The 15,260-nt window shown below is 70.3% G+C and carries 14 protein-coding genes; 6 read left to right on the forward strand and 8 right to left on the reverse strand.

Going from position 1 to position 15,260, the window contains the following annotated elements:
- Positions 1-5 precede the first annotated feature (5 nt).
- The 5 genes from pgl to tkt all read right to left on the reverse strand — a co-directional run bounded on the left by pgl (position 6) and on the right by tkt (position 6,651).
- Entirely contained in the window at positions 6-788 is a 783-nt protein-coding gene (gene pgl / locus I2501_RS24735; RefSeq protein ID WP_196196403.1) for a 6-phosphogluconolactonase, read from the reverse strand.
- Positions 785-1,834, reverse strand: a complete 1,050-nt coding sequence (gene opcA / locus I2501_RS24740; protein ID WP_196196404.1) for a glucose-6-phosphate dehydrogenase assembly protein OpcA — start codon at positions 1,832-1,834, stop codon at positions 785-787. Before opcA ends, pgl begins: the two co-directional genes overlap by 4 nt.
- Positions 1,831-3,351, reverse strand: coding sequence for a glucose-6-phosphate dehydrogenase (gene zwf / locus I2501_RS24745; RefSeq protein ID WP_196196583.1), 1,521 nt, complete (start codon positions 3,349-3,351; stop codon positions 1,831-1,833). The genes opcA and zwf overlap by 4 nt, the downstream gene beginning before the upstream one ends.
- Positions 3,352-3,425: 74 nt before the next feature.
- Positions 3,426-4,544 (reverse strand): transaldolase, encoded by a 1,119-nt coding sequence (gene tal, locus I2501_RS24750; protein ID WP_196196405.1) that lies wholly within the window; start codon positions 4,542-4,544, stop codon positions 3,426-3,428.
- A 31-nt stretch (positions 4,545-4,575) separates the two neighbouring features.
- The gene (tkt, locus tag I2501_RS24755; RefSeq protein WP_196196406.1) at positions 4,576-6,651 is read right to left on the reverse strand and encodes a transketolase; all 2,076 of its coding nucleotides are present in this window, start codon (positions 6,649-6,651) and stop codon (positions 4,576-4,578) included.
- 341 nt (positions 6,652-6,992) lie between these two features.
- On the opposite strand from tkt, the gene I2501_RS24760 reads away from it, so the two are divergent.
- Together I2501_RS24760 and I2501_RS24765 are read left to right on the forward strand one after the other, a co-directional pair.
- Entirely contained in the window at positions 6,993-7,934 is a 942-nt protein-coding gene (locus I2501_RS24760; protein WP_328806596.1) for a heme o synthase, read from the forward strand.
- A 92-nt stretch (positions 7,935-8,026) separates the two neighbouring features.
- Entirely contained in the window at positions 8,027-8,362 is a 336-nt protein-coding gene (locus tag I2501_RS24765) for a hypothetical protein (protein ID WP_196196408.1), read from the forward strand.
- Between the two features lie 132 nt (positions 8,363-8,494).
- Here the strand turns inward: I2501_RS24765 and I2501_RS24770 are convergent, their stop codons facing one another.
- From I2501_RS24770 to I2501_RS24780, 3 genes are all read right to left on the reverse strand, one after another.
- On the reverse strand, positions 8,495-9,463 hold the full coding sequence (locus tag I2501_RS24770) for a COX15/CtaA family protein (RefSeq protein WP_236047146.1): 969 nt from the start codon (positions 9,461-9,463) through the stop codon (positions 8,495-8,497).
- Positions 9,464-9,597: 134 nt separating this feature from the next.
- A complete protein-coding gene (locus I2501_RS24775; RefSeq protein WP_196196584.1) occupies positions 9,598-10,317 on the reverse strand; it encodes an ABC transporter permease in 720 nt (239 codons plus the stop codon).
- A gap of 80 nt (positions 10,318-10,397) precedes the next feature.
- Positions 10,398-11,327 (reverse strand): ABC transporter ATP-binding protein, encoded by a 930-nt coding sequence (locus I2501_RS24780; protein WP_196196410.1) that lies wholly within the window; start codon positions 11,325-11,327, stop codon positions 10,398-10,400.
- Positions 11,328-11,484: 157 nt separating this feature from the next.
- On the opposite strand from I2501_RS24780, the gene I2501_RS24785 reads away from it, so the two are divergent.
- The 4 genes from I2501_RS24785 to I2501_RS24800 all read left to right on the forward strand — a co-directional run bounded on the left by I2501_RS24785 (position 11,485) and on the right by I2501_RS24800 (position 15,256).
- Positions 11,485-12,258 (forward strand): helix-turn-helix transcriptional regulator, encoded by a 774-nt coding sequence (locus I2501_RS24785; protein WP_408022781.1) that lies wholly within the window; start codon positions 11,485-11,487, stop codon positions 12,256-12,258.
- Positions 12,255-13,667 carry a Fe-S cluster assembly protein SufB gene (gene sufB / locus I2501_RS24790; RefSeq protein ID WP_196196411.1) on the forward strand — a complete coding sequence of 471 codons (1,413 nt, stop codon included), beginning with the start codon at positions 12,255-12,257 and terminating at the stop codon, positions 13,665-13,667. Before I2501_RS24785 ends, sufB begins: the two co-directional genes overlap by 4 nt.
- Positions 13,668-13,730: 63 nt before the next feature.
- Complete coding sequence (gene sufD / locus I2501_RS24795) at positions 13,731-14,933, forward strand: Fe-S cluster assembly protein SufD (protein ID WP_196196412.1); 1,203 nt, start codon at positions 13,731-13,733, stop codon at positions 14,931-14,933.
- Positions 14,930-15,256 (forward strand): non-heme iron oxygenase ferredoxin subunit, encoded by a 327-nt coding sequence (locus I2501_RS24800; RefSeq protein ID WP_196196413.1) that lies wholly within the window; start codon positions 14,930-14,932, stop codon positions 15,254-15,256. Before sufD ends, I2501_RS24800 begins: the two co-directional genes overlap by 4 nt.
- Positions 15,257-15,260 lie beyond the last annotated feature (4 nt).

Raw genomic sequence — 15,260 nt, forward strand, 5'->3', positions numbered from 1 at the left:
CCCGCCTACGCGACGTCCGGCGGGTAGAGCGCGGGCGGGATCTTCGCCGCGGCGGCGCGGTCGAGGAGCCAGAGGGTGCGCTGGCGCCCGACCGCACCGGACGCCGGGGCCTGGATCGGGCCGGGGCCCGACAGCGCCAGTGCGACGGCGTCCGCCTTGTCGTCCCCCGCCGCGAGGAGCCAGACCTCGCGCGCGGCCCGGATCGTCGGGAGGGTCAGCGAGACCCGCGTGGGCGGCGGCTTGGGCGCCCCGCGCACGCCGATGACGGTCAGCTCGGTCTCGCGCACGCCCGGAAGCTCCGGGAAGAGCGAGGCCACATGGGTGTCAGGGCCGACACCCAGCAGCAGCACGTCGAACTCCGGCACCCGGAGCCGGTCCAACGGACCGGAGGCCTTGGCCAGTTCGGCCGCGTAGCTCGCCGCAGCCGCCTCGGGGTCGTCGCCGTCCGGGCCGTCGGAGGCCGGCATCGGGTGCACCCGCGCCGGGTCCAGCGGCACCGCGTCGAGCAGTTCGGCGCGCGCCTGGGTGTAGTTGCGCTCCGGGTCGCCCTCCGGAAGGAACCGCTCGTCGCCCCACCACAGGTCCAGCCGCGACCAGTCGATCGCGTCCCGCGCCGGGGACGCGGCGACCGCCGCGAGCAGGGCGTTGCCGTTGCGACCACCCGTCAGCACCACCGAGGCGGTGCCGCGCGCGGACTGCGCGTCCACGATCCGGGTGATCAGCCGTGCGGCCGCGGCAAGGGCCATGAGCTCCTTGTCGCGGTGCACGACCAGTTGAGGCGCCGTCACTTCTGGGTCCGGGACGCCGAAGCGGTGCTCTTCTTCGTCGCCGGCTTCGCGGCCGGCTCCGAAGCGGAGGCCGCAGTCGGCTTCTCCGTCGGGCTGTCGACGACCTCGCTGCTGACCGTGGTGTCGTGGAGCTTCTCCACGCCGTAACGGACCGCCGAGGCGTAGATCAGGTCCGGGTCGAGGCGGCGCAGCTCCTCCGCGATCAGCTCCGAGGTCTCCCGGCGCTTGAGCGCGACCATGCGGTCCGGTTGGTCCGGCATGGACAGCTTCGCCAGCAGGCCGTCGGGACGGTCCAGGCAGACGTCGCCGTCCTTGGTGTGCATCCGGACCGCGGTGATGCCGGGGCCCTCGCTGACGGTCCGCTCGACCTTGATCTTGAGGCGCTCGGCCAGCCACAGCGCCAGCAGCTCGGTGCTGGGGTTGTAGGACTCGCCCTCGACGACCGCGGACTCGACCTTGACGTGGCGCTGGTCGAGCGCGGCGGCCAGCATCGAGCGCCACGGGGTGATCCGGGTCCAGGCCAGGTCGGTGTCGCCGGGCGCGTAGGACGCGGCCCGCGCAGCGAGCTGCTGGACCGGGTTCTCCGCGGTGACCGCGTCGGTGATCCGGCGCTGGGCCAGTGCGCCCAGGGGGTCCTTGGCCGGGTTCTCCGGAGCGTTCTCCGGCCACCAGACCACCACGGGGGCGTCCGGCAGCAGCAGCGGCAGCACGACCGACTGCGCCTGCGCGGCCAGCTCGCCGTGGAGGCGGAGCACAACCGTTTCTCCGGTGCCCGAGTCCGAGCCGACCCGGACCTCGGCGTCGAGCCGGGCCTGGGACCGCGCCCGGGGCGAGCGCCCCGGACGCTTGATGACGGCCAGGATGCGCGAGGGGTGCTCGCGCGACGCGTCGGAGGCGGCCTTGAGCGCGTCGTAGGCGCTGCCCTCGTCGGTGACGATGACGAGGGTGAGCACCATGCCGACGGTCGCCGTGCCGATGGCCCGGCGCGCGTCGATCAGCGCCGCGTTGATCTTGCTGGAGGTGGTGTCGGTGAGGTCGATCTTCATGGCCGTCGCCAGCTCCTGCCGTCTCGTGCGAGCATCTCGTCCGCTTCTTCCGGGCCCCAGGTGCCGGCCTCGTACTGGGCGGGCTTGCCGTGCTTGTCCCAGTACTGCTCGATCGGGTCGAGGATCCGCCAGGACTGCTCGACCTCCTGGTGGCGCGGGAACAGGTTTGCGTCCCCGAGCAGCACGTCCAGGATCAGCCGCTCGTAGGCCTCCGGGCTGGACTCGGTGAAGGACTCGCCGTAGGCGAAGTCCATCGTCACGTCCCGGACCTCCATCGAGGTGCCCGGCACCTTCGAGCCGAACCGCACGGTCACGCCCTCGTCCGGCTGGACCCGGATGACCAGGGCGTTCTGCCCCAGCTCCTCGGTCGCCGAGGCGTCGAACGGCAGGTACGGGGCGCGCTGGAAGACCACCGCGATCTCGGTGACCCGCCGGCCCAGCCGCTTGCCGGTGCGCAGGTAGAACGGCACGCCCGCCCAACGGCGGTTGTTGATCTCCAGCTTGATGGCGGCGTAGGTGTCCGTGGTGGACTTGGGGTTGATCCCCTCCTCCTCCAGGTAGCCGGGCACCTCCTCGCCGCCCTGCCAGCCGTGCGCGTACTGCGCCCGCACGGTGTGCCGACCCAGGTCCTTGGGGATCTGGACGGCCGACAGCACCTTGAGCTTCTCCGCCACCAGGGCCTTGGGATGGAAGGAGGCGGGCTCCTCCATCGCCGTCAGCGCCATGAGCTGCAGCAGGTGGTTCTGGATGACGTCACGGGCGGCGCCGATGCCGTCGTAGTAGCCCGCGCGACCGCCGATGCCGATGTCCTCGGCCATGGTGATCTGCACGTGGTCGACGTAGCCGCGGTTCCAGATCGGCTCGAACATCGAGTTGGCGAAGCGCAGCGCCAGGATGTTCTGGACCGTCTCCTTGCCCAGGTAGTGGTCGATCCGGAAGACCTCGTCACGCGGGAAGACCTCGTGGACGACCTTGTTGAGCTCCTGCGCGGAGGCCAGGTCGTGACCGAAGGGCTTCTCGATGACGGCACGCCGCCACGAGCCCTTGGGCGGGTCCGCCAGGCCGTGGTCCTTCAGCTGCTGGACCACCTGCGGGAAGAACTTCGGCGGGACGGAGAGGTAGAAGGCGAAGTTGCCGCCCGTGCCCTGCTCCTTGTCCAGCTCCTGGATGGTCGTGCGCAGCCGGTCGAAGGCCGCGTCGTCCACGAACTCGCCCTGGATGAAGCGCATGCCCTTGGCCAGCTGCTGCCAGACCTCCTCGCGGAAGGGCGTGCGCGAGTGCTCCTTGACGGAGTCGTGCACGACCTGGGCGAAGTCCTCGTCCTCCCAGTCGCGGCGCGCGAAGCCGATGAGCGAGAAGCCCGGCGGCAGCAGGCCGCGGTTGGCCAGGTCGTAGATGGCCGGCATCAGCTTCTTACGGGACAGGTCGCCCGTGACGCCGAAGATGACGAGGCCGGACGGCCCCGCGATGCGCGGGAGCCGCCGGTCCTTCTCGTCCCGGAGGGGGTTGATCCACACGTTCGTCTCGCCGGACTCGTCGTCCGACGTGAGTTCGTCGAGAACGGCGTCGTCCGCCACCGCCACAGGATCGGTCACTTGGAGGAGCCGCCCTTCGCGTCGAGAGACTTCTGCACGGTCTCCAGGAGCTCCTTCCAGGAGACCTCGAACTTGTCGACGCCCTCGTCCTCCAGCAGCTGGACGACGTCGTCGTAGGAGATGCCCAGCCCGGCGATCCGGTCGAGCACCGCCTTGGCGTCGGCGTAGTTGCCGGTCACCGTGTCGCCGCGGACCACACCGTGGTCGGCGACGGCGTCGAGGGTGGCCTCGGGCATGGTGTTGACCGTGCCCGGGGCGGCCAGCTCGACGACGTACATGGTGTCGTCGTAGGCCGGGTCCTTGACGCCGGTGGACGCCCACAGCGGACGCTGCGGCTTGGCACCGGCCGCGGCCAGCGCCTTCCAGCGGTCGGAGGAGAAGACCTCCTCGTAGGCCTGGTACGCCAGGCGGGCGTTGGCGATGGCCGCCTTGCCCTTGAGGGCGAGCGCCTCGTCGGTGCCGAGCTTCGTCAGGCGCTTGTCGATCTCGGTGTCCACCCGGGACACGAAGAAGGAGGCGACCGACTCGATGGTCGACAGGTTGTGGCCGTTGGCCTTGGCCCGCTCCAGACCCGTCAGGAACGCGTCCATGACGGCCTTGTAGCGGTCCAGCGAGAAGATCAGCGTCACGTTGACGCTGATGCCCTCGGCCAGCACGGCGCTGATCGCGGGCAGGCCCTCGACCGTGGCCGGGATCTTGATGAAGGTGTTGGGACGGTCCACCAGCCACCACAGCTGCTTGGCCTCGGCGACGGTCGGCGCCGTCTCGTGGGCCAGCCGCGGGTCGACCTCGATGGAGACCCGGCCGTCGCGGCCGTTGCTGGCGTCGTAGACCGGGCGCAGCACGTCGGCCGCGTCGCGGACGTCGGCGGCGGTCATCATCCGCACCGCCTCCTCCACGGTCACGCCGCGCACGGCCAGGTCGGCCAGCTGCTCCTCGTAGCCGTCGCCGGTGCCGATCGCCTTCTGGAAGATCGACGGGTTGGTGGTCACGCCCACCACGTGCTTGTCGCGGACCAGTTCGGCCAGGTTGCCGGAGGTGAGCCGCTTGCGGGACAGGTCGTCCAGCCAGATCGCCACGCCTTCGTCGCTGAGGCGCTGCAGTGCGTCAGTCATGATCAATCACTTTCCTCGCGTGTCGAAACGTTCAGCGCCCGGCGGCGGAGAGAGATTCCTTGGCGGCGGCGACCACGTGCTCCGGAGTGAAGCCGAACTCGCGGAACAGCACCTTGCCGTCGGCGCTCGCGCCGAAGTGCTCCAGGGAGACCACCCGGCCGGCGTCGCCGACCAGGCGGTACCAGGTCAGCGCGATGCCGGCCTCGACCGCGACGCGGGCCTTGACGGCCGGCGGGATCACGGAGTCGCGGTACTCCTGCGTCTGCTCCTGGAACCACTCCAGCGACGGCATCGAGACCACGCGGGTCGGGATGCCCTCGGCCTGGAGCGTCTCGCGGGCCGCGACGGCCAGCTGCAGCTCGGAGCCGGTGCCGATGAGGACGACCTGCGGCTCGCCACCGTCGGCCTCGGTGTGGACGTAGCCGCCCTTGGCCGCGTCCTCGTTGCGCGGGTACACCGGCACGCCCTGACGGGTCAGTGCCAGGCCGTGCGGGGCCGGGTTGGCGGTGTGGCGGCGCATGATCTCCTCCCACGCCACCGCGGTCTCGTTGGCGTCGGCCGGGCGGACCATGTTCAGACCCGGGATGGCGCGCAGCGCGGCCATGTGCTCGACCGGCTGGTGGGTCGGGCCGTCCTCGCCGAGGCCGACGGAGTCGTGCGTCCACACGTAGGTGACCGGCAGCTTCATCAGCGCGGCCAGGCGGACGGCCGGGCGCATGTAGTCGGAGAACACCAGGAAGGTGCCGCCGTAGATGCGGGTGTTGCCGTACAGCGCGATGCCGTTCATGGTTGAGCCCATGGCGTGCTCGCGGATGCCGAAGTGCACCGTGCGGCCGTAGGGGTCGGCCTCCGGCAGCGGGTTGCCGACCGGCAGGAACGACGAAGTGGCGTCGATGGTGGTGTTGTTCGAGCCGGCCAGGTCGGCCGAGCCGCCCCACAGCTCCGGCAGCACCTTGCCCAGACCCTGCAGCACCTTGCCCGAGGCGGCACGGGTGGCGACCGAGGTGCCGGGCTCGAACGAGGGGACGTTCTGCTCCCAGCCCTCGGGCAGCTCGCCCGCGGCCATCCGGTCCAGCAGGGCGGCGCGCTGCGGGTTGGCGGTGCGCCAGTCGGCCAGCTGCTTCTCCCACTCGGCGTGCGCCTGCGCGCCGCGCTCGCCGACCTTGCGGGCGTGCTCCAGCACCTCCGGCTCGACGACGAAGGACTTCTCCGGGTCGAAGCCGAGCACGCGCTTGGTGGCGGCGACCTCGTCCGCGCCCAGCGCGGAGCCGTGGGCGGCCTCGGTGTTCTGCGCGTGCGGGGCCGGCCAGGCGATGATCGTGCGCATCGCGATGAACGACGGACGCGAGGTCTCGGCCTTGGCGGCGGCGAGCGCCTCGCTCAGCGCCTTGACGTCGATGTCACCGCTCGCCTGCGGCTCGACCCGCTGCACGTGCCAGCCGTAGGCCTCGTAGCGCGCCAGGACGTCCTCGGAGAAGGCGGTCTCGGTGTCGCCCTCGATGGAGATGTGGTTGTCGTCGTAGAGGACGACCAGGTTGCCCAGCTTCTGGTGGCCGGCGAGCGAGGACGCCTCGGAGGAGATGCCCTCCTCCAGGCAGCCGTCGCCGACGATGCACCAGATGGTGCTGTCGAACGGAGAGGCGCCCTCGGGCGCCTCCGGGTCGAACAGGCCGCGCTCGAAGCGGGCGGCCATCGCCATGCCGACCGCGTTCGCCACACCCTGGCCGAGCGGGCCGGTGGTGGTCTCCACACCGACGGTGTGCCCGTGCTCCGGGTGGCCCGGCGTCAGCGAGCCCCAGGTGCGGAACGCCTCGAGGTCCTCAAGCGTCAGGCCGTAGCCGGACAGGTAGAGCTGGATGTACAGCGTCAGCGAGGTGTGCCCGGGGGACAGCACGAAGCGGTCGCGGCCCAGCCACTGGGCGTCCGCCGGGTCGTGGCGCAGGAAGCGCTGGTAGATCAGGTAGGCGGCCGGGGCCAGACTCATCGCCGTGCCGGGGTGGCCGTTGCCGACCTTCTGCACGGCGTCAGCCGCGAGAACGCGCACGGTGTCCACCGCACGCTGGTCAAGTTCGGTCCACTCGAAGGTACTGTTCGGCGTCGTGCTCACCCTGGATCAGGGCTCCTTCCGTAACGTCTTTCGACCCGGCGCCAGGAGCCGACTGCGGTGGCGGTCTCTTGGGCACAGAACGTTGACCCTTTGTACAGAGCGAGCCTACCGCTCATGCGCACAAGGGTTCCCGCTGAACGAGCGCTGAACGGGTCAGCGCGGCGAGGCCCGAGGGTGTCGCGGCGCGGATGTTCGACGTGCGCCTCCATACGTTCATTCCGACGTTCATTCAGTGCGCTTACGACGGGCTTTGCGCCGACACGGCCCCCCGCCGCCGGAGCCGAGATATGGAGCGTCTAAGGTGGCGTGGTACTCGTGAGCTTTATCAACCAGGGGTGTTCGTGACCGCCGTCGAAACCCGTCCGGCCGGTCTGGTCGAGGGGAACCCCGGACAGAGGCCGTTGTCGGCCCGTGTCGGGGCCTTCATCGCACTGACCAAGCCGCGGATCATCGAGCTGCTGCTGATCACCACCGTCCCGGTGATGTTCCTGGCCCAGCGCGGTGTGCCCAACCTGCTGCTGGTGCTCGAGGTCGTCGTCGGCGGCTACCTCTCCGCCGGCGGTGCCAACGCGCTCAACATGTACATCGACCGCGACATCGACGCGCTGATGGCACGGACCGAGCGCCGCCCGCTGGTGACCGGCATGGTCTCCCCGCGTGAGTGCCTGGCCTTCGGCATCGCGCTGGCGCTCGTCTCGACCGCGTGGTTCGCCGTCCTGGTCAACCCGCTGAGTGCGGCGCTGTCGCTGGCGGCTCTCCTCTTCTACGTCTTCGTCTACACGCTGGGCCTGAAGCGGCGGACCGCGCAGAACATCGTCTGGGGCGGGATCGCGGGCTGCATGCCGGTTTTCATCGGCTGGTCCGCCGTCACCAACTCGCTTGCGTGGCCGCCGGTCGTGCTCTTCCTGGTCATCTTCTTCTGGACGCCGCCGCACTACTGGCCGCTGTCGATGAAGGTGAAGGAGGACTACGCCAAGGTCGGCGTGCCGATGCTGCCGGTCATCGCGACGAACGAGGCCGTGGCCAAGCAGATCGTCATCTACAGCTGGGTCATGGTGGCCGTCTCCATGGCGCTGTGGCCGCTGGACCACACCAGCGTGGTCTACCCGATCACCGCGGTCGTCCTGGGCGGCCTCTGGCTCAAGGAGGCGCACGGGCTGCAGTCGCGCGCCAAGGCCGGGATCGTGGGCGCGAAGCTCAAGGAGATGCGGCTGTTCCACTGGTCGATCACCTATCTGACGCTGCTCTTCGTCGAGATCGCGATCGACCCCTTCCTGAAGTAGTTCCGGCTCCAGCCGTCACCGGGCCCCGATGTGCAAGAAAGCACATCGGGGCCCGGTCGTGTGTGTCGCTACCGCTGAGTAGTCTGCTGTCCATGACCACCGAAGAGACCCCCGCCGCCACCGCCGTCCTGTCGCCCAAGGACGAGAAGCGCGCCCAGCGCATCGCCAAGCACGTCAAGGCTTTCGCCGCGGAGCACGGCGGCAGTGCCGACGGCGTCGTGGAGTACGTGGGCGCGTCGGCCACCCGCATCGCCATCGTCGGCGCGGACGGCGCGTGGGGCGACCAGGTCGCCCCGAGCCCCGCGGTGGCGGAGCGCGCGGTGGAGCTGTCCGGGATCACGAAGCACGAGAACTTCGAGGGCGAGCTCGGCCTCAAGGTGAAGACCGGCGTGTACGAGTGGCGCCGCATGGCGGGCATTCAGCTTTGAGTTAGTTGCACCAAGCAGGGGCGCGGGGAACTGCGCGACAAGCCACCCACAGCAGTTGGTCCTCAATGAGCAGGGCCATCCGCACAGGGTGGTTTCTCGCGCAGTTCCCCGCGCCCCTAAAGGTGCTGCAACTTAGACGGTTGCCAAGGCTTCGATGTCCGCCGGGCGCGGGAGCGCGCCTACCTCTGGGCGCACGCGGAGCGAGAGGTGGAGGCGGAGGACCGAGACCCAGCAGAGCGCGGCGCCCAGCAGGTGGATGCCCACCAGCAACTCGGGGACGTGCGTGAAGTACTGGACGAATCCCAGGACGCCCTGAGCCAGCAGGACCCCGAGGAAGACCTTGGCGAGCCTGCGCGGCGCGGTGGGTGCGTCCACCGCCATCAGGGCGAAGATCAGCGCCACGGCGAGGCCGATGCTCAGCATCGCGAAGTCCGCGTGGAACTGGGTGATCTCCTCCCAGTTGAACGGCATCCGCTTGACGTCGCTGCTGTCGCCCGGGTGCGGGCCGGAGCCGGTGACCAGGGTGCCGGCGGCGATCAGCAGGGCCGTCATCGCGACCGTCACCCGCGAGAGGTGGATGATCGGGCGGCCGACGGTGCGTACCGGCTCGGCGTCGCCCTCGCGGGTGCGCTGCCACATCGCGTGCGCGGTGAGGATCAGCACCATCGACAGCAGGAAGTGGATCGCCACGACGTACGGGTTGAGGTGCGTCAGCACCGTGATCCCGCCGACGATCGCGTCCACGACGGTGACCCAGAACTGGGCCCAGCCCAGCCGGGTGACCTCCTTGCGCCACGGCTTGGCGCAGCGCGAGGCCAGGATCGCCAGTCCGATGACCACACAGATCACGTCGGTCAGCATGCGGTTGCTGAACTCGATGATGCCGTGCACGCCCATCGCCGACGTCGGCGCGAGCGTCGACGTCGTACAGGTGGGCCAGGTCGGGCAGCCCAGGCCGGAGCCGGTGAGCCGCACCGCGCCGCCGGTGACCACGATCAGGACGCTGCACACCAGCGTCGCCAGCGCGGTCCAGCGGACCCAGCGGTCCGGGACGGTGACGCGCTCGGCGAGGAGGGAGAAGGGGGTACGCACGCGCTTCATGGTAGTTCGCGCCATTCGGCGTCCCGGACGGGGGTCCGTGCCCGAGCCCGTCGGTCCGGGCCGTGTGCCAGGACGACGGCGCTGACCTGCGAATACCCCGTCGGCCCCGTCACATGGGGGCCGTTCGTGTGCGTCTACTCCCAGCGGAAGAAGCGTGCCGCCGCGGCCAGGCCGACGACGGCCCAGACGGCGAGGAGGCCGACGTCACCCCAGGGCATCGCCGCGCCCTGCTGCAGCACCGCGCGCAGGCCGTCGGAGAGGGCGCTGATCGGCAGCGCTTCCAGGACCGGGCGGACGGCGGACGGGAACTTCGACAGCGGGACGATCACGCCGCCCGCGAGCAGCAGCAGGATGAAGACCAGGTTGGCCGCCGCCAGCGTCGCCTCCGCCTTGAGCGTGCCCGCCATCAGCAGCCCGAGACCGGAGAACGCGGCCGTGCCCGCGACGAGCAGGAGCAGCACCGCGAGCGGGTTGCCGTGCGGCTGCCAGCCGAGCGCGAGCGCGATCACGCAGAGCAGCACCACCTGCAGCACCTCGGTGACCAGCACGCTCCCGGTCTTCGCGGTCATCAGCGCCCAGCGCGGCAGCGGGCTCGCACCGAGGCGCTTGAGCACGCCGTAGCGGCGCTCGAAGCCGGTGGCGATGGCCTGGCCGGTGAAGGCGGTGGACATGACCGCGAGCGCCAGCAGGCCGGGCGCGAGGAAGTCGACGCGTCTGCCGGGGCCGGTCGTCGCCACGATGCCGACAGCGCTGAACAGCACCAGCAGCACGCTCGGGATGACGACCGTCAGCAGCAGCTGCTCGCCGTTGCGCAGCAGCAGCTTGGTCTCCAGAGCGGTCTGCGCGCGCAGCATGCGGCCCAGCGGGGCGGCGCCCGGGTCGGGGGCGTAGGCGCCGGCCGCGGGGGTGGTCGCCGTCGCAGGGGAGGTGGTGGTCACGAGCGCAGGTCCCGTCCGGTCAGTTCGAGGAAGACGTCTTCGAGGGTGCGGCGCTCGACCGCGAGCTTCTCGGGCATCACGCCGGACTGCGCGCACCAGCTGGTCACCGCGGCCAGCAGCTGCGGGTCGACCGGGCCGGTGACCAGGTAGCTGCCGGGGCTCGGCTCGGCGGCGGTGCAGTCGTCCGGCAGCGCCTTGAGCAGCGTCTCCAGCTCCAGGCCGGGACGGCCCTGGAACCGGATGGTGTTGCCCGCACCGCCCTGGCAGAGCTGCTCCGGGCTGCCCTGGGCGATCACCTTTCCGCTGTCGACGATCGCGACGTCGTCGGCGAGTTGCTCGGCCTCGTCCATGTGGTGCGTGGTGAGCACGATGCTGACGCCGTCCCGGCGCAGGTCGCGGACCAACTCCCAGGTGGCGCGGCGGGCCTGCGGGTCCAGGCCGGCGGTCGGCTCGTCCAGGAAGACCAGCTCGGGCCGCCCGACGACGGCCATCGCGAGCGCGAGCCGCTGCTGCTGGCCGCCGGAGAGCCGCCGGTAGACCGTCCGCCCGCAGGAGCCGAGCCCCAGCCGCTCGGCGAGTTCGTCGACGTCGAGGGGGTTGGCGTGCAGCGTGGCCGTGTGCCGCAGCATTTCCAGCGCGCGAGCGCCCGGGTAGATGCCGCCGGACTGCAGCATGACCCCTATGCGGGGGCGCAGCGCGGCCGCGTCGGCGACGGGGTCGAGACCGAGCACGCGGACGGTCCCGGAGTCGGCGCGGCGGTAGCCCTCGCAGGTCTCGATGGTGGTCGTCTTGCCCGCGCCGTTGGGCCCGAGCACGGCGGTGAGGCTGCCACGGGCGACGGTGAGGTCCAGTCCGTCGACGGCGGTCTTCGCGCCGTAGCGCTTGGTGAGATCCCGGATCTCAACGGCTGGGGCGTGGTCATGCATGCGGACGAGTCTAGGTGGGGCGTTCCGTTGCACTTTCCTCAGGGGCGCGGGGCCCTGCCGCCCCTGGTTGATTAGGTAACCCTTAGTGATAGAGCGCACTTCGCGCTCCGACCTGCGCCGCTTGTTGCATCCGGAGGAATTACGCAACAATGGCGTTGTGAAATACGTGCGCGAGACGACGGAGGGGCGCGAGACGGTCGAGACGGCCGCCCCGCAGTCCACCGCGTCCTCGCGCGACCGGGTCGCGCGGTCGATCCTCGACCACGGCCCGTCCAGCGCCGCCGATCTGGCCGAGCGCCTCTGCCTCACCCAGGCGGCCGTACGGCGTCACCTCGACGCGTTGACCGCCGCCGGGCTCGTCACCTCGCGGGAGCAGAAGGTCTACGGCCACCGCGGCCGGGGCCGCCCCGCGCGTGTGTTCCTGCTGACGGACTCCGGGCGGAGCACCTTCTACCAGGCGTACGACCAGCTCGCCGCCGACGCCCTCGGCTTCCTCGCGGAGGCCGCCGGTGGCGGCGAGAAGGGCCGCGAGGCGCTGGCCGCCTTCGCGCGGGCCCGGCTCGCGCGGGACGCCGAGCGCTACGCCGGGTCGCTGGGCGAGTGCCCGGACACCGAGGCGAAGGCGCAGGCCCTCGCCGGGGCGCTGACCGCGGACGGTTACGCTGCCACGGTGCGCAGCGCGCCGCTCGGTGAGCAGCTCTGCCAGCACCACTGCCCGGTGGCGCACATCGCCGAGCAGTTCCCGCAGTTCTGCGAGGCCGAGACGGAACTCTTCTCGCAGCTGCTGGGCACCCACGTGCAACGGCTGGCCACCATCGCCCACGGCGACGGGGTCTGTACGACCTTCGTGCCCAGGGCGGCCCCACCGCCCCACCAAGAGACCAGTACCACCGACGACGAAACCGCCGCATCCGGGAGGAACCCCGCATGACCACCACCGCTCACCCGGAGCTTGAGGGCCTCGGCAAGTACGAGTACGGCTGGGCCGACTCCGACGCGGCCGGCGCCGCTGCCAAGCGCGGTCTGAACGAGGACGTCGTCCGGGACATCTCGGCGAAGAAGAACGAGCCCGAGTGGATGCTGAAGCTCCGCCTCAAGGGCCTGCGCCTCTTCGACAAGAAGCCCATGCCGACCTGGGGTTCCGACCTCACCGGCATCGACTTCGACAACATCAAGTACTTCGTCCGGTCCACCGAGAAGCAGGCGGAGTCCTGGGAGGACCTGCCCGAGGACATCAAGAACACCTACGACAAGCTCGGCATCCCGGAGGCGGAGAAGCAGCGCCTGGTCGCCGGTGTCGCCGCGCAGTACGAGTCGGAGGTCGTCTACCACCAGATCCGCGAGGACCTGGAGGAGCAGGGCGTCATCTTCCTGGACACCGACACCGCGCTCAAGGAGCACCCGGAGCTGTTCCAGGAGTACTTCGGCACGGTCATCCCGGTCGGCGACAACAAGTTCGCCTCGCTGAACTCGGCCGTGTGGTCCGGCGGATCGTTCATCTACGTGCCGAAGGGCGTGCACGTCGAGATCCCGCTCCAGGCCTACTTCCGGATCAACACCGAGAACATGGGCCAGTTCGAGCGGACGCTGATCATCGTCGACGAGGACGCCTACGTCCACTACGTCGAGGGCTGCACCGCCCCGATCTACTCCTCGGACTCGCTGCACAGCGCCGTCGTCGAGATCATCGTCAAGAAGGGCGGCCGCTGCCGCTACACGACGATCCAGAACTGGTCGAACAACGTCTACAACCTGGTCACCAAGCGGGCCGTGGCCTACGAGGGCGCGACCATGGAGTGGGTCGACGGCAACATCGGCTCCAAGGTCACCATGAAGTACCCGGCCGTGTACCTGATGGGCGAGCACGCCAAGGGCGAGACGCTCTCCATCGCGTTCGCGGGCGCGGGCCAGCACCAGGACGCCGGGGCCAAGATGGTCCACATGGCGCCCAACACCTCCTCCAACATCGTCTCCAAGTCGGTGGCGCGAGGCGGCGGCCGCACCTCCTACCGCGGCCTGATCGAGATCGGCGAGGGCTCGCACGGCGCCAAGTCGAACGTGCTCTGTGACGCCCTGCTGGTGGACACGATCTCCCGCTCCGACACCTACCCGTACGTCGACGTCCGCGAGGACGACGTCTCCATGGGTCACGAGGCGACGGTCTCCAAGGTCTCCGACGACCAGCTCTTCTACCTGATGAGCCGTGGCCTGACGGAGTTCGAGGCGATGGCGATGATCGTCCGCGGCTTCGTGGAGCCGATCGCCAAGGAGCTTCCGATGGAGTACGCGCTGGAGCTCAACCGGCTGATCGAGCTGCAGATGGAAGGTGCCGTCGGCTAAAGCGCCCGACGCCCACCCCAGCTGCCACTTTGTCCTTTCCAGAAAGCGAGTAGCACGACAGCCATGGCTGACGTCACCACCACCCCCGGGGGAGCCACCACCTCCGGCTCGATCCAGGTCGCCGGTGTGCCCGGCGAGTTCACCGCCCAGCCTGCGGATGCCCGCACCGACGCCGTCGCGTCCTACGACGTGAACGACTTCCCGGTCCCGCACGGCCGCGAGGAGAACTGGCGCTTCACGCCGCTGCACCGCCTCAAGGGCCTGCACGACGGCTCCGCCGAGGCGACCTCCGGCGCGATCAAGGTCGACGTGACCGCCCCCGAGGGCGTCCTCGTCACCGCCGTCGAGCGCGACGACGCCCGCGTGGGCGCCGCCGGCAAGCCGGTCGACCGCGTCGCCGCGCAGGCGTTCAGCAGCTTCGGGAAGGCCGGCCTGGTCTCCATCCCGAAGAACGCGCAGCTGACCGAGCCGGTCCGGATCACCATCCACGGCCAGGGCGGCACCGCCTACGGCCACCAGGTGATCGAGGTCGGCGCGTTCGCCGAGGCCGTGGTCGTGATCGAGCACACCGGTGACGCCGTGCTCGCCGCCAACGTCGAGTACCTGATCGGCGACGGCGCCAAGCTGACCGTCGTCTCGGTCCAGGACTGGGAGGACACCGCCGTCCACGCCGCCCAGCACACCGCGCTGGTCGGCCGCGACGCGACCTTCAAGTCCGTGATCGTCACCCTCGGCGGCGATGTCGTCCGCCTGCACCCGCGGGTGATCTACGGCGGCACCGGCGGTGAGGCCGAGCTCTACGGCCTCTACTTCGCCGACGCCGGTCAGCACTTGGAGCACCGCCTCTTCGTCGACCACGACACGCCGCACTGCCGTTCCAACGTCGCCTACAAGGGCGCGCTGCAGGGCCAGGACGCGCACGCGGTGTGGGTCGGCGACGTGCTGATCCGCGCCGAGGCGGAGGGCACCGACACGTACGAGCTCAACCGCAACCTGCTGCTCACCGACGGCGCGCGGGTCGACTCGATCCCGAACCTGGAGATCGAGACCGGCGAGATCGTCGGTGCCGGACACGCCTCCGCGACCGGTCGTTTCGACGACGAGCAGCTCTTCTACCTGCAGTCCCGCGGCATCCCGGCGGACGACGCCCGTCGCCTGGTGGTGCGTGGCTTCTTCGCCGAGCTGGTCCAGCAGATCGGCCTGCCGGAGCTCCAGGAGCGCCTGATCGAGAAGATCGACGCCGAGCTGGAGGCCACGGTCGGATGAGCAGCAACGGCTTCGTGCGCGTCGCCGCGTTGAGCGAGTTGGAGGCGGACACCCCGAAGCGGATCGAGGTCGGCGGTGTCGCCGTCTCCCTCGTCTCCGCCGAGGGCGAGGTCTTCGCCATCAACGACATCTGCTCGCATGCCAACGTGTCGCTGTCCGAGGGCGAGGTGGAGGACTGCTCGATCGAGTGCTGGCTCCACGGCTCGCGCTTCGACCTGCGCACCGGCAAGCCCTCGGGCCTTCCCGCCACCCGGCCCGTCCCCGTGTACCCCGTAAAGATCGAAGGGGACGATGTGCTCGTCTCCGTCACCCAGGAGTCCTGAGTCC

Source organism: Streptacidiphilus fuscans (assembly GCF_015690355.1).
Lineage (GTDB): Bacteria > Actinomycetota > Actinomycetes > Streptomycetales > Streptomycetaceae > Streptacidiphilus > Streptacidiphilus fuscans.

What these genes read in the sequence shown, in the direction of transcription:
- I2501_RS24775 (WP_196196584.1), bottom strand. Translation starts at nt 10,317, where the DNA reads ATGCTGCGCGCGCAGACCGCTCTGGAGACCAAGCTGCTGCTGCGCAAC.
- I2501_RS24800 (WP_196196413.1), top strand. Translation starts at nt 14,930, where the DNA reads ATGAGCAGCAACGGCTTCGTGCGCGTCGCCGCGTTGAGCGAGTTGGAG.
- I2501_RS24765 (WP_196196408.1), top strand. Translation starts at nt 8,027, where the DNA reads ATGACCACCGAAGAGACCCCCGCCGCCACCGCCGTCCTGTCGCCCAAG.
- I2501_RS24770 (WP_236047146.1), bottom strand. Translation starts at nt 9,463, where the DNA reads ATGAAGCGCGTGCGTACCCCCTTCTCCCTCCTCGCCGAGCGCGTCACC.
- tal (WP_196196405.1), bottom strand. Translation starts at nt 4,544, where the DNA reads ATGACTGACGCACTGCAGCGCCTCAGCGACGAAGGCGTGGCGATCTGG.
- opcA (WP_196196404.1), bottom strand. Translation starts at nt 1,834, where the DNA reads ATGAAGATCGACCTCACCGACACCACCTCCAGCAAGATCAACGCGGCG.
- sufB (WP_196196411.1), top strand. Translation starts at nt 12,255, where the DNA reads ATGACCACCACCGCTCACCCGGAGCTTGAGGGCCTCGGCAAGTACGAG.
- I2501_RS24780 (WP_196196410.1), bottom strand. Translation starts at nt 11,327, where the DNA reads ATGCATGACCACGCCCCAGCCGTTGAGATCCGGGATCTCACCAAGCGC.
- sufD (WP_196196412.1), top strand. Translation starts at nt 13,731, where the DNA reads ATGGCTGACGTCACCACCACCCCCGGGGGAGCCACCACCTCCGGCTCG.